The sequence below is a fragment of the Thiospirochaeta perfilievii genome, from assembly GCF_008329945.1.
Lineage (GTDB): Bacteria > Spirochaetota > Spirochaetia > DSM-2461 > DSM-2461 > Thiospirochaeta > Thiospirochaeta perfilievii.
In genome coordinates this window covers 2,360,020-2,379,373 of sequence record NZ_CP035807.1, presented here as the reverse complement: position 1 = coordinate 2,379,373, position 19,354 = coordinate 2,360,020, and the positions used below count along the sequence as shown (strand labels likewise).

22 protein-coding genes and 1 pseudogene are annotated in these 19,354 nt (G+C 32.5%); 6 read left to right on the top strand and 17 right to left on the bottom strand.

What is annotated here, in order from left to right; translation table 11 throughout:
• The first annotated feature begins 24 nt into the window (after positions 1–24).
• Together rbsB and EW093_RS10880 are read left to right on the top strand one after the other, a co-directional pair.
• Positions 25–915: a ribose ABC transporter substrate-binding protein RbsB gene (gene rbsB / locus EW093_RS10885; protein WP_149568436.1), complete on the top strand. Its 891-nt coding sequence runs from the start codon at positions 25–27 to the stop codon at positions 913–915.
• Between the two features lie 70 nt (positions 916–985).
• Entirely contained in the window at positions 986–1,486 is a 501-nt protein-coding gene (locus EW093_RS10880; RefSeq protein WP_149568435.1) for a hypothetical protein, read from the top strand.
• Here the strand turns inward: EW093_RS10880 and EW093_RS10875 are convergent.
• The 6 genes from EW093_RS10875 to EW093_RS10850 form a co-directional block, all read right to left on the bottom strand.
• Complete coding sequence (locus EW093_RS10875) at positions 1,483–2,238, bottom strand: substrate-binding periplasmic protein (protein WP_149568434.1); 756 nt, start codon at positions 2,236–2,238, stop codon at positions 1,483–1,485. The genes EW093_RS10880 and EW093_RS10875 overlap by 4 nt on opposite strands.
• 259 nt (positions 2,239–2,497) lie before the next feature.
• Positions 2,498–4,447, bottom strand: a complete 1,950-nt coding sequence (gene thrS, locus EW093_RS10870; RefSeq protein ID WP_149568433.1) for a threonine--tRNA ligase — start codon at positions 4,445–4,447, stop codon at positions 2,498–2,500.
• 164 nt (positions 4,448–4,611) lie between these two features.
• Positions 4,612–5,007 carry a PspC domain-containing protein gene (locus EW093_RS10865; protein WP_149568432.1) on the bottom strand — a complete coding sequence of 132 codons (396 nt, stop codon included), beginning with the start codon at positions 5,005–5,007 and terminating at the stop codon, positions 4,612–4,614.
• Between the two features lies 1 nt (position 5,008).
• The gene (locus tag EW093_RS10860) at positions 5,009–5,263 is read right to left on the bottom strand and encodes a hypothetical protein (RefSeq protein WP_149568431.1); all 255 of its coding nucleotides are present in this window, start codon (positions 5,261–5,263) and stop codon (positions 5,009–5,011) included.
• A 6-nt stretch (positions 5,264–5,269) separates the two neighbouring features.
• A complete protein-coding gene (locus tag EW093_RS10855) occupies positions 5,270–5,911 on the bottom strand; it encodes a PspA/IM30 family protein (protein WP_149568430.1) in 642 nt (213 codons plus the stop codon).
• A 68-nt stretch (positions 5,912–5,979) separates the two neighbouring features.
• Positions 5,980–6,633, bottom strand: a complete 654-nt coding sequence (locus EW093_RS10850; protein ID WP_187759679.1) for a PspA/IM30 family protein — start codon at positions 6,631–6,633, stop codon at positions 5,980–5,982.
• 138 nt (positions 6,634–6,771) lie between these two features.
• Here EW093_RS10850 and EW093_RS10845 point away from each other — a divergent pair, with 138 nt between their 5' ends.
• The 4 genes from EW093_RS10845 to lnt (EW093_RS10830) all read left to right on the top strand — a co-directional run bounded on the left by EW093_RS10845 (position 6,772) and on the right by lnt (EW093_RS10830) (position 11,512).
• On the top strand, positions 6,772–7,746 hold the full coding sequence (locus EW093_RS10845; protein ID WP_149568428.1) for a sigma 54-interacting transcriptional regulator: 975 nt from the start codon (positions 6,772–6,774) through the stop codon (positions 7,744–7,746).
• Between the two features lie 128 nt (positions 7,747–7,874).
• Positions 7,875–8,351 carry a DUF2569 family protein gene (locus tag EW093_RS10840; RefSeq protein ID WP_149568427.1) on the top strand — a complete coding sequence of 159 codons (477 nt, stop codon included), beginning with the start codon at positions 7,875–7,877 and terminating at the stop codon, positions 8,349–8,351.
• Between the two features lie 40 nt (positions 8,352–8,391).
• Positions 8,392–9,948 (top strand): apolipoprotein N-acyltransferase, encoded by a 1,557-nt coding sequence (lnt, locus tag EW093_RS10835; protein WP_149568426.1) that lies wholly within the window; start codon positions 8,392–8,394, stop codon positions 9,946–9,948.
• A 49-nt stretch (positions 9,949–9,997) separates the two neighbouring features.
• The gene (lnt, locus tag EW093_RS10830; protein ID WP_149568425.1) at positions 9,998–11,512 is read left to right on the top strand and encodes an apolipoprotein N-acyltransferase; all 1,515 of its coding nucleotides are present in this window, start codon (positions 9,998–10,000) and stop codon (positions 11,510–11,512) included.
• Here the strand turns inward: lnt (EW093_RS10830) and EW093_RS10825 are convergent.
• The 11 genes and pseudogenes from EW093_RS10825 to rpsE all read right to left on the bottom strand — a co-directional run bounded on the left by EW093_RS10825 (position 11,478) and on the right by rpsE (position 19,350).
• Complete coding sequence (locus tag EW093_RS10825) at positions 11,478–11,852, bottom strand: DUF952 domain-containing protein (RefSeq protein ID WP_149568424.1); 375 nt, start codon at positions 11,850–11,852, stop codon at positions 11,478–11,480. The genes lnt (EW093_RS10830) and EW093_RS10825 overlap by 35 nt on opposite strands.
• A gap of 10 nt (positions 11,853–11,862) precedes the next feature.
• Positions 11,863–14,379 (bottom strand): cache domain-containing protein, encoded by a 2,517-nt coding sequence (locus tag EW093_RS10820; RefSeq protein WP_149568423.1) that lies wholly within the window; start codon positions 14,377–14,379, stop codon positions 11,863–11,865.
• Between the two features lie 91 nt (positions 14,380–14,470).
• Positions 14,471–14,845, bottom strand: a pseudogene (gene rplQ / locus EW093_RS10815) (50S ribosomal protein L17); the annotation flags it as partial.
• 2 nt (positions 14,846–14,847) lie between these two features.
• A complete protein-coding gene (locus EW093_RS10810; RefSeq protein ID WP_149568421.1) occupies positions 14,848–15,888 on the bottom strand; it encodes a DNA-directed RNA polymerase subunit alpha in 1,041 nt (346 codons plus the stop codon).
• 93 nt (positions 15,889–15,981) lie between these two features.
• Entirely contained in the window at positions 15,982–16,362 is a 381-nt protein-coding gene (rpsK, locus tag EW093_RS10805; protein WP_149568420.1) for a 30S ribosomal protein S11, read from the bottom strand.
• Positions 16,363–16,379: 17 nt separating this feature from the next.
• Entirely contained in the window at positions 16,380–16,745 is a 366-nt protein-coding gene (rpsM, locus tag EW093_RS10800; RefSeq protein ID WP_149568419.1) for a 30S ribosomal protein S13, read from the bottom strand.
• Positions 16,746–16,753: 8 nt separating this feature from the next.
• Positions 16,754–16,870 carry a 50S ribosomal protein L36 gene (rpmJ, locus tag EW093_RS10795; RefSeq protein WP_149568418.1) on the bottom strand — a complete coding sequence of 39 codons (117 nt, stop codon included), beginning with the start codon at positions 16,868–16,870 and terminating at the stop codon, positions 16,754–16,756.
• A 13-nt stretch (positions 16,871–16,883) separates the two neighbouring features.
• Complete coding sequence (gene secY / locus EW093_RS10790) at positions 16,884–18,191, bottom strand: preprotein translocase subunit SecY (protein ID WP_149568417.1); 1,308 nt, start codon at positions 18,189–18,191, stop codon at positions 16,884–16,886.
• Between the two features lie 23 nt (positions 18,192–18,214).
• Positions 18,215–18,655, bottom strand: coding sequence for a 50S ribosomal protein L15 (rplO, locus tag EW093_RS10785; RefSeq protein WP_149568416.1), 441 nt, complete (start codon positions 18,653–18,655; stop codon positions 18,215–18,217).
• A gap of 1 nt (position 18,656) precedes the next feature.
• Positions 18,657–18,842 (bottom strand): 50S ribosomal protein L30, encoded by a 186-nt coding sequence (gene rpmD / locus EW093_RS10780; RefSeq protein WP_149568415.1) that lies wholly within the window; start codon positions 18,840–18,842, stop codon positions 18,657–18,659.
• 1 nt (position 18,843) lies between these two features.
• Entirely contained in the window at positions 18,844–19,350 is a 507-nt protein-coding gene (gene rpsE, locus EW093_RS10775) for a 30S ribosomal protein S5 (RefSeq protein ID WP_149568414.1), read from the bottom strand.
• Positions 19,351–19,354 lie beyond the last annotated feature (4 nt).

Here is a 19,354-nt window from a genome sequence, read left to right as displayed (position 1 = left end):
TTGTATATAAAAAGGAGATTTTTTATGAAAAGAATTATTTTAGTATTACTAATTATTTCAATGGCAAGTTTTTCAGCTTTTTCTAACAACCAAGCTGAAAGTGATCAAGTTAAGGTAGGACTTCTGCTGTCTACTCTAGATAACCCATTCTTTGTGGAGATGAAAGAGGGAGTAGAAGCAGCTGCAATTATTAGTGGATACACATTAATTGTTCTTGATTCACAGAATGACCCAGCAAAAGAGTTAGGAAATATGGAGGATTTAATTACACAAGGAGTTGATGTAATACTTATAAACCCAACAGATTCCGATGCTGTAGGTAATGCAATCAAAATGGCAAATAGACAATCTATTCCAGTAATTACACTTGATAGAGGTGCTTCGGAAGGTAAGGTTGCAACTCATATAGCTTCTGATAATGTTGCTGGTGGTTATATGGCTGGGGAATTCATTATTGAATTACTTGGAGGTACAGGTAAAGTTGTTGAACTAGAAGGTATTGCAGGAACATCTGCAGCTAGAGATAGAGGTAAAGGATTTAACGATGCAATATCTACTTCATCTATTGAAGTTGTGGCAAGACAAGTTGCAGACTTTGATAGAACCAAGGGATTAAATGTAATGGAAAACATTATACAGGCACAAAGTGAAATTGATGCTGTTTTTGCACATAATGATGAGATGGCTCTTGGAGCATTAAAAGCAATAGAGGGCTCTGGTCGAGATATTATTGTTGTTGGTTTTGATGCAAATCCTGATGCGGTTAGATCTGTTAGTGAAGGTGGAATGGCAGCAACAGTTGCCCAAAAACCATATGATATAGGCTATATGGGAATAGAAGCTGCTAAAAAAATATTAAACAGTGAGATGTTAGATGCTTATATTCCAGTAGACTTACAACTAATAAAACAATAAAATAATAAAATATCTTACCTGATAACTATAACTATCAGGTAAGATATTTTACTTTATAAAAGAGGATTATATGAAAAAGGTATTTTTAGTTTTATTGTTAGTTATACTGCTATCAGAAATTTCATCCCTAGAAGATCAAAATAGTAACTTATCCCACTATATAGGAGGAGCTGCAGGCATATCTACTGGTTTTGGACTATCCTATAGATACTGGCCAGAGGAGTATGGTTGGCAAGTTGTTTTTACCCCTATGTCAGATGGAGCAGATGTTATGATTAATCTTGGTTTAGGAGCATTAAAAACCCTACATGAAACTACTTATACTCGTCTATTCTTATACCTTGTGGGAAATGGGACATATAATAACTATGAAGATTATGATTATGAAGAAATGGTTATCAATGAAAGAAAACAAACATTTGAATCTGTTATAGGAATTGGTCCAGGCCTTGAAATTTACCTTTTCAACAATATTGTTATAGATATTATGTTTGGGTTTAAATATGGATTTAATGGAATGTTCCAAGGATTAGGATTTACCGCGGAAACAGCTCTATACTATCGTTTTTAATCTAAATACTTATTTAGTATTAGATCATAAACACCCTCTTTAACAATTTCATCAAAAGCTTGTTGAAAAAGAGAAATGACTTCATCAGGAGTATCATTATTAAATGCAAAATAAGAACCTTTAGTATTATCTAGGGGAAATAGTTCTTTAAAGTCTCCTTGTCTAAGATTATTCTCTTTAATTATCCATCTACTTGGCAGAGAACCATAAACCCATAAATCAATACGTCCTGAATCTAACATTTTTACCAACTGAAAGGGGTGTGCAACACTAGTTATATATGTAGATGGAATACTTGCCTCCCTAAGAAGTTCTTCTCCTATATCCCCCCGTATTGCACCAATTTTATATTTTTTTAAGTCATCAATTGTATTAATTACAATATTACTACTAGTTTTTCCTATAACTACTATATAGTTTGGAATTGTTGGTCCTACCCATTTAAATTTATTTTTTCTAGTTTCTGATTTAAGCATTGTAAACAGACAGACATTTTTATTGTTTTCTAACTGTATATATGATCTAATCCAAGGTTGAATAATAATATCCTTGGCGTCTTTATCAATTCCTATCTTTTTAAAAATCTCGACTAATATATCCACAGATATACCCTTAAGAACTCCATCTTCAACATAGTTATATGGTGGGAAGTGCTCAGTTAGAAAAATATAATCATTTAAATCATATAGGGATGAAGCTTTAGAGGTTGATGTAATTAAAGTAAATAATAGAATTATCAAGTATCTATACATACTATAAATTATAGGTTAACAAAAAAAAATAACAAACATAATATAAAATAAATACTCCCTTTGTAAGGGAGTATTTACATTAACAAAATGTAATTAGTAAAATCCAAGTAGCTTTTTTACATCTAGAAATATTAACTGGTTGCGTTGTTTTTACACCTAATAACTCCGTAGTTATTAAATACAATAAAAGATAACCTCAACTATTTAAATGTTAGTTGAGGTTATTTCATATTTCAAATTTATTTTTAGAATTTTGTGACTATTTTGTAAAAGAGGTCTCCAGGGACCGTAATCTATCTAATTCAAGGCATCTTGAAATAAAATCATCAACCTTAACATCATGAACAACATTACCATCTAGAGTCCTAATACTTACAGTATCATTCTCTATCTCCTTCTCTCCAATTGTTAAAATTACTGGAATTTGCATCAACTGAGCAGTTCTAACCTTTTTCTTTAAAGTTTCACTTCTTGAGTCAACATCAGCCTTTAAGCCAGCTCTTAAAAGTTTAACTTTTAAAGCTTCCGCAGCAGGATGACAGGCATCGTTTATAGTTAATATTTTTATCTGCTCTGGTGCAAGCCAGAATGGGAATCGCCCTCCATACTGTTCAATAAGTAGAGCCATAGTTCTTTCGTAACAACCAATTGAAGTTCTATGAATAATTACTGGTCTCTTTTCAGATCCATCTTTATCAATATACTTCATATCAAATCTCTCAGCTAAAGCGTAGTCTAACTGAACTGTTATTACCGTATCTTCCTTACCCCATACATTTTTCATCTGAATATCTAACTTAGGACCATAAAAAGCTGCCTCGCCCTCTTCCTCAGTATAAGGCATGCCTGATCTATCTAATATTCTCTTTAAAATAGCTTGAGACTCTTCCCATGCGGCAGGATTGTTTATGTACTTATCAGTATTATTAGGGTCCCATTTACTAAACCTATAAGTATAATCAGTTAAATCTAGAGTTTTCATAACATATGAAATAAGGTCTAATACCTTCTCAAACTCTTCTTCAATCTGATCAGGTCTACACATTATATGCCCTTCTGATAGGGTAAATTGCCTAACCCTAATAAGACCATGCATACTACCAGATGCTTCATTTCTGAACAGAGTAGATGTTTCACCGTATAACTTCGGTAACTCCTTATATGTATGTGGTTTTCTATTGTAAATAATATATTGGTGTGGGCATGTCATTGGACGTAGTGATAAAATTTCTTCATTTGGATCTTCATTATCTTTATCACCTAAAATAAACATCCCATCCTTATAAAGATTCCAGTGTCCAGAAGTTTGATATAACTCTCTAGTAGCCATAAAAGGTGTAGCAGTGTGTTCATAACCCCTTGAGATCTCTTCATCCTCTATAAAACGTACTAATGTTCTTTTAAGAGTTGTTCCCCTAGGAGTTAATAGAGGTAATCCCTTTCCAACCCTTTTATCTGTAATAAATAGATCCAGCTCTCTTCCAAGTTTATTGTGGTCATTTGCCTCAGCCTTAGCCCGCATATCAAGATACTCTTTTAAATCTTTTTTATCACTAAATGCTGTACCATACACCCTAGTTAACATCTTATTATTAGAGTCCCCCTTCCAGTATGCTCCAGCTAATCTAATTACTTTGAACGCCTTTATAGACCCACTATTAGGCAAATGAGGGCCTCGACAAAGATCTATTAAATCACCTGACTGATAATATGTAATAACTTCATCAGCACCTAGATCATTTATTCGTTGGATTTTATATGGTTCATCTTTGAATATATTCAAAGCTTCTTCCCTTGAAACCTCATGCCTATTAAATGTAACCTTCTCTTTAACGATTTTTTTAACTTCATCTTCAATCTTTTTAATATCATCTTCTGTTATTTGAATATCATCAAAGTCATAATAAAAACCATCATCAGTCGCTGGACCAAATGCTAGCTTAGATTCTGGATATAATCTTTTCACAGCTAAAGCCATAACATGGGCAGCTGAGTGTCTTAATACATCTAATCCTTCTTTTTCTTTAAAAGTCACAATTGAAATTTCTGAATCCATGGTTATAGGAGTAGTTAAATCTTGTATAACACCGTTAACTTTTATGGCAGCAGAACTTCTTGTTAGACCTTCAGAAATAGAAAGTGCTACATCATAACCTGTTGAGTTCTCTGGGAACTCACTAATTTTTCCATCTGGGAATGTAATTTTCATTAAATACTCCTATTTATAAAAAAAGCTCCAGTTAATACTGGAGCTCTATATTCAAATTAACGATACAAACTCCAACTATATTTTAGTGGTGGTTTGAGTCGTTGTAATTGTAAATTCAATATTTTTATTCATAGTGATTATTATTAAAAAATAATCACTATATGTCAACTATTTTTAAACCTATTATCCCAATCTCTCTCTTTATTAAAAACAGAGTCTTCCATCTTGCTTACTCTAGACTTAAGATTGTTAAATTCATCCCTTACATCCTCTACAGTAACACCACCTCTAAAACCTGATCGCCTAGACCCCTTTTTACTACTTCCGGAGTACTCTGTTCTAACTTTATCAAAAATGGATTCAGACTCTATGCAATCGTCTATAGGTAGGAAAATCCCTAATGCCAAGTATATAAAAAATACAACTCCACCTGTCATAAAAGATGTTATGATAAAACCTAAACGAACTAATCCTACGTCCATACGTAACCAATTAGCAAGGCCAGCACAAACACCCATAAATTTTCCATTTGAACTTCTATATAATTTACCCTTACTCATCTTACTCCCCCTGATCTTCTAATATAGTTTCCAGGTTCTTAACACGCTTATTTAAATCACTAAGACCATAATAAATCTCTTCTAGCATCTCACTCTCTTTGTCATTTTTTGCCGAAGAATCCTGGTGCCTTTTACGCCATTTCTCTTTACGTAACTCCTTTGGCCCATGAACTAAGCTAACTATGGTGCCACTAATTACCGGGATACCAACTACAATAAACAGTATCCCCAATACAAACTCTTGTGGATTATACATAATTACCTACTCCCCTTTTTTTAATTTATTTTTTAATATCTCTAATTCATCATCTATTGAATTATTCCCTTCCAATTTAGAAAATTCATCTTCTAGTGAACTAGATGTCATTGAATCAATATCAAATTTTGCTTCCATTCTATCAACCTGTCTCTCCATCTCTTCAATTTTAGAGAAGGATTTATATTGATTAATTTTTTGACTCTCTTCAGCCTGCATTGATCTTAATGATAACTCTTTATATTTTGCCTTAACGCTAATAAGTTTCTTTTCAAGTTTAATAATATCTTCCCTTGACAGATCTACATTAACACTTAGTGTCTCAAAATGCTTGTTTAGAGAAGTTTTTTTATCACTCCAGTTCCTCTTCTCTATTAAAGCCTCTTTTGCTAAATCTTCTCTACCCTTCTCTAATGCTAGTGTTGCTCTATTAGACCACTGTTCAGTTTTTGAATCAGCCTCATTAAGCTGTCTCTGCATTGTTTTTTTCTCTGCTAACTGAGCTGCACAGGAAGATTTAAGATCGATAATAGTATCTTCCATCTCCTGGATCATCAATCTTAGCATTTTTGATGGATCTTCAGCTTTATCTAGAAGAGCATTTATATTTGCAGTAACTATATCTTTAACCCGATTAAATACACCCATGATTGCCCCCTTGTTTTTCAATAATATAACATATTATATTGCAGCACAAAAGATTATGCTGCAATAGTTTATTTCTTCTCTTTAAGTTTAGCCTTTAACGCAGCAAGTTCCTCATCAATTTTACTATCCTGTTCCATCTCTTCAAATTTCCGATCTGTTGATGAAGTAAAAATCTCAGCTTCGGCTTCCATTCTCTCAATTTTTGATTCAAATCTTGAAAACTTCTCTAAAACATCCACTCCACTAGCTTTATTGATTACAGTATTAGTATAATTTTTTTCTTCCGCTCTAGACACCCTAGATAGTAGATCTTTTTTCTTATTTACCATTTCTACTAATTTTTCTTCTAACTGTATAACCTGCTCTTTACATAGCTCCACATCTGTATCAATTCTTGTTAAATCAGATTTCATTTGCTCTAGCTTGTTTACAGCCATATTTTTCTCTCTTAAAGCCTCTTTAGCTAAGTCATCTTTTTTACTTTCAATTGCTAACTCAGCCCTCTCTTCCCATCTTTTAACCTGCTTTTCTAAATCGATAACACCTCTATCTAATCCTTTTTTATCCGCTAATTTATTAGCACAACTACACTTAAGGTCAGATATTGCTAACTCTAGCTCTCTAACAATTTGATTAATCATTGCTTCTGGATTTTCTGCATGATCTAACATTGAATTAACATTTGCTGAAATAATATCTCTTGTTCTTTTAAAAATACCCATTGGTTCCTCCAATAATTTCTTATATACACACTTATTGCAACAAACGTGCCAACCCTTAGAACCTCCTATAAGTGAACTTTTTTTCTTAGAAATGATATTAATATGGTTTATATAACCTTTTAATGGTATATTTAACCTATGATGAACCATGTAAATGATGGAATTGGAGAATCGACCCAATTTTTAGACTTTCAGCAATGTATAAGTAGAGCTGCAAAAATAGATAGACCTGTTCTTTTTATTGGAGAGAGAGGATCGGGGAAAGAGTTAGCCGCCTCCCGTCTTCACTATCTCTCAAATAGATGGGATAAACCATTTATTACACTAAATTGTGCCGCTCTAAATCCAAACCTAATTGAAACAGAACTTTTTGGACATACACAAGGCGCCTATACAGGGGCAGGAACAAAAAGAAAGGGAAGGTTTGAAGAAGCCAATGAAGGAACTCTTTTTCTTGATGAAATTGGACTACTACCTATGGAAGTACAATCTAAAATTCTTAGAGTTGTAGAGTATGGAGTCTTTGAAATGGTTGGAAGTTCTACACCAATAAAAACTAATGTACGAATAATAGGCGCTACTAATGCAAATCTAAAAGAGATGGCACGTAACGGTAAGTTCAAAGCGGATCTTCTTGATAGACTATCCTTTGAGGTGTTATTTCTACCTCCCCTAAGAGAGAGAAAAAAAGACATAATGCTACTTGCAAGCCACTTTGCGAGTCGAATAGCCAATGAATTAGAATTAGAAGGTGTAATAGAATTCTCCGACAATGTAATAAAACAGATACACGACTATAAATGGCCAGGGAATATTCGGGAGTTAAAAAATGTAATAGAGAGGGCTGTATATACAAGTGAGACTAATTTTATAAAGAGCATCAAACTTGATCCCTTTGAAAATCCATATATAACAGAAGAGCCTACTTATCTAGATAATAGAGATATTGTTTTAAAAAACTTTAAAGATGATATACGCCAAATGGAGATAGATTATTTACTTGAAGCTTTAAAAAAGAGTGAAAACAGACAAAAAGAAGCTGCAGAATTACTAAATATTACCTATGATCAGTTTCGAGGACTATATAGAAAGTATAAAAATGAGATCCGATAACTCAAAACGCTATACAAAGAGCAATAAAAGTTATAGGAAATATATTTAACAGTTTACCAAGAGAGAAAATGGAATTAAACTCTTAAAGAGTTAATATGATATATTTATATAATACTTAGGAGAGCTACATGAATAAAACAGAGAGAAAGAACAACCTTGGAGGATTATTAGTATTAGCGGTAATATCCTTTGCAATTACAGCTATAGTCTCCTTTAGTACTGTATCTAAAATAGTTTTACCTTTTGACTTTAACAAAACTTGGCTTGAGATTAGTAATTTATCTTTAGATTCTTATAATAAGGGATGGATAAATTTTGTATATTTTAATTTCTTCTCTATAATTTTTATAATATTATTAAGCATAACTCTTTTTTTACTATTTACTAAACAATCGAGGTTTTTTCCTACTGCACTTGTTATATATTTCACGGTAAGACTTCTACTTTTAGCTTTTACATTCTACTTCCAAACTGTAACAAAGGGACCATTAGCACCAACTCTTATAGAGGTATTATCCGCAACTTTTAGAGCTCTATTTATACCTGGAATATGGATACCATATATTTTATTATCGGATAAATCAGAAGAAATTTTTATCTATTAATAACTTTACCATTAAGCAGACACCTTCTATAATATTGATTATGATTTCTTTTATTAAAAAACATTTAGTGATAGTTTTATTGTTATCATTATCTATATTACTATTTTCTTTATCTTTTCCAGGCTATTTCAATATGTATGGGGTAGCCTTTTTAAGTTTTATAGCTCTTATACCAATGTTTTTGGTTATCTTTAGACTAAACTACTTAGAGGCTTTTATATATGGTTTTATATTTGGTCTACTTAAATATCAAGTATTTAATTTCTGGTTTAAAGATTTTGACCCAGCAGCATATGCTGTTGCCCCAGGGATACATGGATTCTATTTTCTTCTACTCTTCCCATTAATTAAATTCCTATATAAAAGGTTCCCGAAACATGGTTATATACCAATACTTTTTGCTTGGTTTAGTTACGAGGTTTTTAAAAGTACCAATGTAGTAGGGTTTTCCTATGGAGTTCTTTCTCAAACCATGTATAAAACACACCTATTTACTGGAGTTGCTGACATTGTAGGAAGTTATGCTTTGTCACTATTAATAGTTTTCCCAGGACTACTATTCGCTTTTTTATTTTCAAAACGAGAGAGTGTTAATAAAAAAGATTGGGTTATTCCAGGAGCTATTTATATTGGAATAATGTGTTTTTCAATCATTTATACCCAATTAAGTAAGATTGATTATTCTAAATCAGAAACTTTAAGAGTAACTCTTGTTCAGCACAACCTAAACTGCTGGCTATCAACTTCCAATCCATCCCTATATATTCAAGCTTATGACCACTTAGAAGCTCTAAGTATAGAAGGAGAAGAACAAGAGTCAGAGGTAATTATCTGGCCAGAGACAGCCTTTGTTCCTGCAATAGAGTGGCACAAAAAATATCGGCCTGCGAATGAAAGAGAAAGATATGATCTTATTACTAGAATGGAGAGATATTTAAGTACAACAAATGCACTTTATATTATTGGTAATAATGAATCTTTTAATATAGATAGGGACAAAAACTATAATAGCGCTTATCTATTTAAAAAGGATAAAATTGTTGATAAATACAGAAAGATTAACCTAGTTCCATTTACAGAACAATTCCCATATCCAGATAAATTTCCATGGTTATTTGAGTATGTTAATAAATTAGGAGCTACGCAGATAACACCAGGAGAGAAACAAACACTGTTTGACTTAAATGGAGTAAAAGCTACAGTTCTTATATGTTATGAGGATGCATTTCCAGACCTACCTAGAGAAGGTGTACTAAAAGGTAGTAATCTATTGGTGAATATAACTAACGATGCATGGACACAGTATAGTGCAACTCCACTACAGCACCTTTCTGCCGCAGTTATGCGAAGTATAGAGACAAGAAGAAGTTTAGTCCGATCAGGGACTTCTGGATTTACAGGTGTAATCGATCCAAATGGTAAAATAGTGGCTTCACTACCTCTATTTGTAAAAGATGAATTAACCTATGATGTTCCAATTTATAATGGACATATTACCTTTTATACCAAGTTTGGTAAGTTTATGGATAATTTAGGATACATAGGATTATTCATAGCCCTAATTTTATCATTAATCAGGAAATTTAAGGTAAAATGAGACATCTAATTAAAAAACATCTAGGTTTTTAGTTTTAACTGTAGTTGGCATTTTATTATTTGCTCTCTCTTTTCCTGGATATTTCAATTCGGATGGTTTAGCTTTTCTCTCATTTTTAGTTCCTATACCACTATATGTTCTTGTAGGTCGGATTAATTACAAAGAGTCCGTACTATATGGTTTTACATACGGATCTGGCTCCTATTTACTATTTAATTATTGGCTGAAATCCTTTGATCCGGTCTCTTTCTCTGTATTACCAACAATAATAGGTAGCTACTATCTATTACTTTTTCTACTATTAAAGTTTATATACAATAATTTTAAAAGATTTACATATATTCCCCTAACCCTTTCATGGCTTGCTTTTGAAATATTTAAGGGTGAGAATATAATTGGCTATACCTATGGAACAATAGCTCATTCCATGTACAAAACACATATTTTTACTGGAATAAGTGATATAACAGGAGTATATGTACTCTCATTACTTATAATCTATCCTGGGGTCTTTATTTCTTTTTTAATTATTAGAGGAAAGAATAGTATAAGTAGTAGAGAGTTAAAATTAAATATAATAATCTACTTTTTAATTCTATCATCTTCTATAATTTACACTTTAATAAACAGAGTAGATTATTCAAAATCAGATACAATTAGAACATCATTAGTTCAACATAATATCGATAGTTGGGCAACTGGTAGCAACCAAGTCTATAAAGAAACCCTAGATGAGTTAATAAACCTAAGTAATAGAAGTAGAGATTTAGAACCGGAATTAATAATCTGGTCTGAAACTGCTTTTGTTCCAGCCTTAGAGTGGCATAAAAAACATAAAAAGAATATGTTTAGATTTAACCTTGTGGAAAGACTAGAGAAGTATATAAGTGACTACAATACAGATTTTATCTTCGGAGCTAATGAAACAATAGGTTTAGAAGAGGGTGAACAGGTATTTTATAATAGTGCATACAACTACTCTCCTAATGAAAAAACTGAAAAATATAGAAAGAATGTCTTAGTACCATTTACCGAAAGGTTTCCATTCCCTAATCTACTCCCGTGGCTACACAGCTACATAAAGAGTATAGGAGGAAAGGATCTAACACCAGGGGAAGAAGTTAACAACTTTAATGTGAACCAATACAACCTTACTCCACTTATTTGTTACGAAGATACCTTTGGGTATCAAGTAAGGAAAGGGATTTCTTCTGGTGGAGACCTAATAGTAAATATGACAAATGATGCTTGGAGTTCTGAAGAAGCTTGTAGCAAACAACATCTATCTGCAGCTCTTTTTAGAAGCATAGAGAACAGAAGATCATTTATTAGGGTTGGAACAGGAGGATACTCTTGTGTTATAGACCCTAATGGTAAAATTTTAGTTTCAATCCCAGTTCTAACAAAGGGAGAACTTACATACGACGTCCCTGTCTATAATGATAAAACCACATTTTATACAAAATATGGCGGTGTAGTTCAATATATTCTACTATCAATATTAATTATACTTATATTAAGTAGGCCTATTAAGTCCATTCTCCCTGCTCTACAACAAGAGTAGATATAGATTCTAAGTTAGGTTTGATAAAGTCACCACTTTCATTTACCTCTAAAGGAACAACTTTCTCTATAGATTTAATTGGAAGCTCACCGTATACATGGGGATATTTTTCATTTAAATTAAATAGATCTTCACTTCTTAGCATATCACCTAAGAACTGTTCATTTATACAAAGAACAAGTAGACCCTCTTCCCCACGATGAAAGGATTCAGCAACTTTTAGTAGTTGATCATCATATGAACAATGAATATACCCCTCTCTATCCACAGATTTTGGTCTATAATAAACCTTTGATTTTACTTTATTCCATTTTTCTTTGTTAATTAAGTGATAAATCATACTTTTCCTTCTATTTTTTATTTAATGATTCGAATACATTAATTATATCATTATTCATTTCAGGATAAAATAAAATTAAATTTGAATTTAAATTTTTATATTTTATAGGTATTATTACAGCCTCGTTAAAATTATCCCTAGTATTAAATATATCAGAATATGGTTTTTTATCAATATTTTTGATAACAACAGCCTTTGTATCTCCAATATGCCTCTTAAGAACACCCTCATTCATCTCTTTAATAATTAAGTCTATTATTTCTTCATTTACAGCTAAGTTTACAACTATTTCATGCTCCCTAATGATGGCTGCAGCATGGGTATTAAAGTCACGGGTAATTTTTAATATCCCTTTAAAGAGTTGTGAACTGGAAGATGGAAATTGTTCTAAGTATTGATCAAAGTTATAACCATAACTTCCATAAGACTCCAACTCAGGAGTCTCTTCTAACTCATCCTCACCTAAGGAAAGGTCAAAATCAATATCGCTAATTGTCACAATTGAGTTCTGATCATAATCAGTTTCATTCAAGTTTGATATACTTTCGTTTTTTACTATATCTGCTTTATTTTCAATAAGGCTTATATATGGTTCAAGGTCAATTATTTTTACATCTTCCCCTTCTTCTTCCATCTCTATAGTATCAAGTATTCTTTTATTACTCTCTTCAGGTGAATCAAACATGTATATATCACTAACTTCTTCTAATTCGTCTAACTCTTCAGATGTATGCACATTGTCATCTAACTCATCTAACTCGTCTAACTCGTCTAACTCGTCTAACTCGTCTAACTCTTCAACTTCATCTAACTCTTCAACTTCATCTAACTCTTCAACTTCGTCTAACTCTTCAACTTCGCCTAACTCTTCAACTTCGTCTAACTCTTCAACTTCGTCTAACTCTTCAACTTCGTCTAACTCGTCTAACTCTTCAGATGTATGCACATTGTCTTCTAATTCTTCAACCTCAATTGGTTTCATATCGGAGAAGTCTTCACTGTTGTCAAAATCATCAACTTCTTCGACATCAATTGGTTTCATATCAGAGAAGTCTTCACTGTTGTCAAAATCATCAACTTCGTCTAACTCTTCTAATTCGTCTAACTCTTCAATGTTGTCAAGCTCATCAACTTCTTCGACATCAATTGGCTTCATATCAGAGAAGTTATCTTCTGAATCAATCTTTTTCATAGTGGAGGACTTATCTACTTTAACTGAAGGAACAGTAAGACCTTTTTCAAAACCCTTTACTTTAACACCCTTAGCCAAAACTCTCTCAAGTATTTCTTCTATCTGTTCAGCATTAATTTTAACTGTTTCATCTTTAATAGGTTTAGGAATCTTTGAAGTAATTACATCAATAATATCATTCCAACCAGAGTCAATAAGCCTATCAACCTCATCCTTATGTTTAAAAGAGTAATCACCAAGATTTTTTATTAATTCATCATGTACTTGTTTTTTTCTAGACTTAATTTCATCTTGCCAATGGTTCCAATCTAATTCACTTTTATTTTCTATATAGTCATGCAAGAACTTTATTTGAAAACGTTTAATTCTATTTTGTAGTATGATCTCTTTATCTTGCCGTACATTCAATATTAAGAAGTTGACAAAAACAAGAACAAGAAAAAGAGTTAGAAAAAGAAGAGCCTTCATATAAGTTGTTAATTTCAGATCATCAGAGGGAACTATACGTCCCACGGAACCAATGCCACCAAGTGTTTCAGTAAATAGGATATATGATTCTTGTGACTCATTTTGACTTATATAAACCTCTTTTAAAGGTACTTCTTTAGACCAAAAATTATTTACCTCGTTTTTAACTATATTAAATTGATTCCTAGTTAAGTTAAACAAGACACCACCAGCGTCAACTATAAAAGCTTCTTCTGTTGATGAAATAAACCCTTCCTGGCTAAGCATATATCTAAAACCACTAATACTTACATAAAAGAGGGAAAACCCCTTAAGAACGTCATATTTATCGACAAATGGGAGTACGTATATAAATTGATTAGTATCTTCGTTATATATTATTTTACTATCTTCATTATTAAGTTTAACACTAGAAAAAAAGTCATCATCTTCAACCTGGTTAACATTTAAGTAGTTACGTTTTTGATCACTCTGTGAACGTATATCCGAAGGGATAGTACTAAACTGTATTCTTTTACCATCAAGGGATATAATACGAATAGAATCATAACCAAGAATATTCCTATCTAACTCTTTAAATAACTTATCTCTAGAGATTATTTCATTATCTGTGTATTCGGAACTAAAGATGTTTAGTACGCTATCATCTTTTAATACATTATTAAATTTCTCAATACTTTTTTTATGTAGTTTATCTAATAAGGAAAGTGAATTCTCTAAGTTCTCAGATACTTCTCTACTAATTTTTTTGCTATAAAAATTTGTTTCTATATAGTTAAACCCTTTAGAAAATGAAAAATAAATAAAACCTGTAAATAATATTATGGAGATAGTTAAACTTGTAAGTATTTTAGTTGTTGACTTCACTTTATAAATTGTACTCCAAAAAAGATATAAAAAAAGGAGATACATATGTATCTCCTTCTATAATCGTCAAAAAAACTAATAATCTTAATTATTTATCACTTTTATCAGCTGTTTTTTCAACAAGCTCAAGTATTACCATTTCGGCAGCATCACCCTGTCGTTGTCCAAGCTTTAATGTTCTTGTATAACCACCAGGTCTTTCCGAGAATAATGGTGCGATTTCAACAAATAATTTGTTTAAAATTGCTTTATCCCACATAACTTTAGCAACCATTCTTCTGTTATGAACAGAATCAACTTTTGCTCGAGTAATAAGTTTTTCAGCTGTTCTTTTTATTTCACCAGCTTTAGCTTTTGTTGTAGTAATTCTCTCGTGCTTAAATAATGAAGTCACCATATTTCTATGTAGAGCTTTTCTGTGACTTGCTTTTCTTCCAAGTCTTTTAAATCCTACTCTATTGTGCATAACTAATCTTCCTTATTCTTTTCAAGCTTAATCGTATTTTTTAGTACACTATAGTCAGTCATACCTAGTGATAAATTCCAATCCTTAAGCTTATCTTTAATTTCTAAAAGAGACTTTTTACCAAAGTTTCTTGTTTTTGCAATCTCATCTTCAGTTTTAGTAGTTAATTCACCAATTGTTTTAATTTGTGCATTTTTTAGACAATTGCTTGATCTAACTGAAAGTTCAAGTTCTTCAACTGGAGTAGCTAACAATTCGTTAATTTTCTCCTGTTCTTCATCTCTCTCTTCTTCACCTTCAATACAATTTTCATCAAAATTAATAAATACAGTAAACTGATCTTTAATAATCTTAGCAGCTTCAGCTATAGCGTCTTCTGGTTTAATAGAACCATCAGTCCATAACTCAAATACTAATTTATCAAAATCCGATCTATCACCAACTCTTGTATTCTCAATGTTATATTGAACTTTTCTTATTGGTGAAAAGTCTGAATCCATAGGGATTGTTCCAACAACATCTATATACTTTTCATTTAACTCAGAAGGAACATAACCCCTACCTAACTCTACTTGAACTTCAATTTCAAAGTTTGCATCAGGCATTGTGTTACAAAGAACTAAATCTTTATTAAAAACTTCAATTCCATCCTTTTCAAGATTTGCTCCAGTTAATTGACCCTCTCCAGAGTATTCAACTAAAATTGTTAGTTGTTCTACATCCTCAGGAAGGGACAGTTGCAATCTTTTTAAGTTTGCTAAAAAAATTGGAGTCTCTTCTACAACATGTGGAATTGATTCAAACTCACTAGCAATAACTTTAGATGTTCCTTCATTATCAAAACTGGTTATACGTACTGATGTAACCGCATGCCCCTGTATTGAGGAAAGAAGAACCCTTCTTAAAGTATTACCAAGAGTTGCACCATATCCCCTTTCAAACGGATAAGCTGCAAACTTTCCGTAATTAGGAGTTGTCTCTGAATGTTCAAATGATATACCTTTTGGTTTCTTTAAACCTTTAAGTAAAGATTTTCTAGCCATACATTCTCCTTCTTTAGAATAAACTGTGCTACAGTCTTCAACACATGCGCGCATGCGTTAAAAAAGTACTGCATATTAGCAGTACTTTTAACATTACACTCTCCGACTCTTTCTTGGTCTACAACCATTGTGAGGTATTGGAGTAATATCAGTAATTGTTTTAACTCTTAAACCAAGTGCACCTAAAGATCTAATAGCAGACTCTCTACCTACACCAGGACCTTTAACATAAACGTGCACTTCTTTTAAACCCATATCCAAAGCTTTATTAACAGCTGTTTCTGCAGTTGTTTGAGCAGCAAATGGAGTTGATTTTTTAGCACCTTTAAAACCTAAAGATCCAGCACTACTCCATGAAAGAGCATTACCTTTTAAGTCTGTTACAGTAACTATAGTATTATTGAAGGTTGCTTGTACAAACACTTTTCCTTCAAATACCGTTTTTTTATCTTTTCTTTTCTTAACCTTAGCCAACTAAATATCCTCCGCTACTACTTTTTCTTTCGAGCAACTGTTTTAGCTTTACCCTTTCGAGTTCGAGCATTAGTCTTAGTTCTCTGACCACGAACAGGAAGTTTTCTTCTATGTCGAAGACCTCTGTAACATCCAATATCCATTAATCTTTTAATATTTAATGATACTTCAGATCTTAATCTACCTTCAACAGTATATTCATTCTCAATAATATCTTTAATCTTACCTAAATCATCTTGAGTAAGGTCTGCTGTTCTTACATCATGAGCTAAACCAGCTTTGTCACAAATTTGTGTTGCTGTAGTTCGTCCAATTCCGTAAATATATGTAAGAGCAATAGATAAATGTTTATTAGGTAAATCTATACCAGCTATACGAGCCATTCTTCCTCCTACCCTTGTCTCTGTTTATGTTTAGGGCTTGCACTGCAAATAACCCTAACAACACCATGTCGTTTGATAATTTTACATTTATCACACATTGGCTTTACACTAACTCTAACTTTCATTTCATTCGTCCCTCTAAAGTTTGCTTGATCGAAGCTTACCTTTTTTTACAAGTCCATCATGATGGTGCATTTTTAAATGACCTTCAATTTGACTCATTGTATCAAGATCAACACCTACCATAATTAATAATGAAGTTCCTCCCATTAGATACGCTACTTGTTGCGGGAATTGGAACAAAATAATAATCAACGATGGTATTAATGCAATTAGTGCCAGAAAAAGAGAACCAGGAAGTAGGATTCTGTTGAGGATCCTAGTCAAATGGGACTCCATGTGTTCTGATCTAATACCAGGTATTGAACCACCATTCTCTCTTATATTTTTAGCAATTTCAAGGGGGTTAACAGTAACCTGCGTATAAAAATATGCAAAAAATACAATTAATAGTGTTAATACTATTAAATAAGGAAATGAGTGAGGTGCAAAAATCTCAGCGAACTTTGCCCAACCTGCACTTTTATTACCTAACATTTTAGCTAATTGTGGAATAATTGCTGTAATTGAAGAAGCAAAAATTACAGGAATAACTCCCGATGGATTAACTTTGAAAGGGATATAGGTATTAGCACCTGCTCTCTTTGCATAGTTAATAGGAATTCTTCTCTGTCCTTGTTGCTCATAAATAACAGCTATAATAACTACTACAAATAACATTACTGTTATAAGGATAAATATTGGATTTAAGTTTCCTGATCTTACCTCATCAATTAGTAAAGAAAATGCATTAGGCATTTTAGATACAATTCCTGAGAAGATAATAAGCGAAACACCATTACCTACACCTTTTTGTGTAATTTGCTCACCCATCCATAGTACAAACATTGTTCCGGTAGTTATTGTAATTAACGCAACAACATAAAACATTCCTGTTGAGAAAGATCTATTAATAACATCAATACTTTTAATCCATGTTATTGAAGCAAAACCTTGAACTAAACATAGTGCAACAGTACCGTACCGAGTAATTTTAGTTATCTTTTTTCTTCCGCCCTCTTCTTCTTGAATCTTCTTCAAAGAAGGAAATACAATTAATAATAATTGCATAACAATAGACATTGTAATGTAAGGCATTACACCTAACATAAAGATAGAACTCTGTTTAAAAGCTCCACCTGCAAAGAAGTTTAAATACTCAACTAAGCCTAAACTTGTACCAGTATTAGCTTGTTGCTCAAAGTAATTTTTTAATGCGTGCACATCGATCCCAGGGATCGGAAGTACAGAACCAAGTCTGTAAACTAACAATATTCCAAGAGTATATAGGATCCTCTTTCGAAGATCCTTTACTCTGAACATGTCAACTAGTGGATTTCCAGCCATAATCATTCCTGTTCAAATAGTTTTTATAAAACCTTTCCGCCAGCTTTTTCGATTTTCTCTTTAGCACTAGCAGAAACTTTTACTGATTCAATTTCTAATTTCTTAGTAATTTCACCAGCTGCGAGAATCTTAACAAGTTTCTCTGATCTCTTTATTAGACCATTTGCCACAAGAGTTTCAAGATTAACTTTGTCTCCATCGTTAAATCTATCTTCAAGCTGATCTAAATTAACAGCTTGATACTCTGTTTTAAAAGGATGGTTAGAAAAACCTCTTGATGCGATTCTTCTAAATAGTGGCATTTGACCACCCTCGAAACCTAATTTAGTTCCACCACCACTTCTAGAGTTTTGACCATTGTTACCACGACCGGAAGTTTTTCCTAGTCCAGTACCACGTCCTCTACCAAGCATCTTTTTATTTTTATTGGCACCTTTTGGTGCTTTTAAGTTAAAATCACTCATATCAGCTGATCTCCTCAACCTCTACAAGATGTGAAACCGTATTAACCATACCTAGTATAGCAGGGTTTACATCTTTTTCAACTACAGAATTTAATTTTCTTAAACCCAGAGCTTTTACGGTCTTTACCTGATTTGGTTTTCTACCGATAGTACTTCTAACAAGCTTAACTCGTATCTTCTTAGCCATTTTAACCCCACAACTCGTTAATAGACTTTCCTCTTGCGTCAGCAACTTCTTTTGCATTTAAAAGATTTGAAAGTCCATCGAATACTGCTTTTTCAATATTCATTGTGTTTTTAGAACCTAAAGATTTAGCAAGTACGTCTTTAATACCTGCACACTCCATCACAGCTCTAACCGGTCCACCAGCAATAATTCCTGTACCAGGAGTAGCAGGCTTCAATAGTACTGATGCACTTTTGAATTCTCCTAAAATCTGATGAGGAATTGTATCACCTTTTAAAGGAATAGTTATTAAGTTTTTCTTTGCATCAGCAACACTTTTTCTAATAGCTTCCGTAACGTCGTTTGCTTTACCAAAACCGTAACCAACTCGACCTTTACCATCTCCTATTACCATAAGTGCAGAGAAAGAAAATCTTCGACCACCCTTTACAACTTTAGATACTCGATTTAACCGAATTAGCTTTTCGGTAAATTCTTTTTCAACATTTCGTTTTGAATCTCTTCTCACAAGA

What these genes read in the sequence shown, in the direction of transcription:
- rbsB (WP_149568436.1), top strand. Translation starts at nt 25, where the DNA reads ATGAAAAGAATTATTTTAGTATTACTAATTATTTCAATGGCAAGTTTT.
- EW093_RS10880 (WP_149568435.1), top strand. Translation starts at nt 986, where the DNA reads ATGAAAAAGGTATTTTTAGTTTTATTGTTAGTTATACTGCTATCAGAA.
- EW093_RS10875 (WP_149568434.1), bottom strand. Translation starts at nt 2,238, where the DNA reads ATGTATAGATACTTGATAATTCTATTATTTACTTTAATTACATCAACC.
- thrS (WP_149568433.1), bottom strand. Translation starts at nt 4,447, where the DNA reads ATGAAAATTACATTCCCAGATGGAAAAATTAGTGAGTTCCCAGAGAAC.
- EW093_RS10865 (WP_149568432.1), bottom strand. Translation starts at nt 5,007, where the DNA reads ATGAGTAAGGGTAAATTATATAGAAGTTCAAATGGAAAATTTATGGGT.
- EW093_RS10860 (WP_149568431.1), bottom strand. Translation starts at nt 5,263, where the DNA reads ATGTATAATCCACAAGAGTTTGTATTGGGGATACTGTTTATTGTAGTT.
- EW093_RS10855 (WP_149568430.1), bottom strand. Translation starts at nt 5,911, where the DNA reads ATGGGTGTATTTAATCGGGTTAAAGATATAGTTACTGCAAATATAAAT.
- EW093_RS10850 (WP_187759679.1), bottom strand. Translation starts at nt 6,633, where the DNA reads ATGGGTATTTTTAAAAGAACAAGAGATATTATTTCAGCAAATGTTAAT.
- EW093_RS10845 (WP_149568428.1), top strand. Translation starts at nt 6,772, where the DNA reads ATGATGAACCATGTAAATGATGGAATTGGAGAATCGACCCAATTTTTA.
- EW093_RS10840 (WP_149568427.1), top strand. Translation starts at nt 7,875, where the DNA reads ATGAATAAAACAGAGAGAAAGAACAACCTTGGAGGATTATTAGTATTA.
- lnt (WP_149568426.1), top strand. Translation starts at nt 8,392, where the DNA reads ATGATTTCTTTTATTAAAAAACATTTAGTGATAGTTTTATTGTTATCA.
- EW093_RS10825 (WP_149568424.1), bottom strand. Translation starts at nt 11,852, where the DNA reads ATGATTTATCACTTAATTAACAAAGAAAAATGGAATAAAGTAAAATCA.
- EW093_RS10810 (WP_149568421.1), bottom strand. Translation starts at nt 15,888, where the DNA reads ATGGCTAGAAAATCTTTACTTAAAGGTTTAAAGAAACCAAAAGGTATA.
- rpsM (WP_149568419.1), bottom strand. Translation starts at nt 16,745, where the DNA reads ATGGCTCGTATAGCTGGTATAGATTTACCTAATAAACATTTATCTATT.
- rpmJ (WP_149568418.1), bottom strand. Translation starts at nt 16,870, where the DNA reads ATGAAAGTTAGAGTTAGTGTAAAGCCAATGTGTGATAAATGTAAAATT.
- secY (WP_149568417.1), bottom strand. Translation starts at nt 18,191, where the DNA reads ATGGCTGGAAATCCACTAGTTGACATGTTCAGAGTAAAGGATCTTCGA.
- rplO (WP_149568416.1), bottom strand. Translation starts at nt 18,655, where the DNA reads ATGAGTGATTTTAACTTAAAAGCACCAAAAGGTGCCAATAAAAATAAA.
- rpmD (WP_149568415.1), bottom strand. Translation starts at nt 18,842, where the DNA reads ATGGCTAAGAAGATACGAGTTAAGCTTGTTAGAAGTACTATCGGTAGA.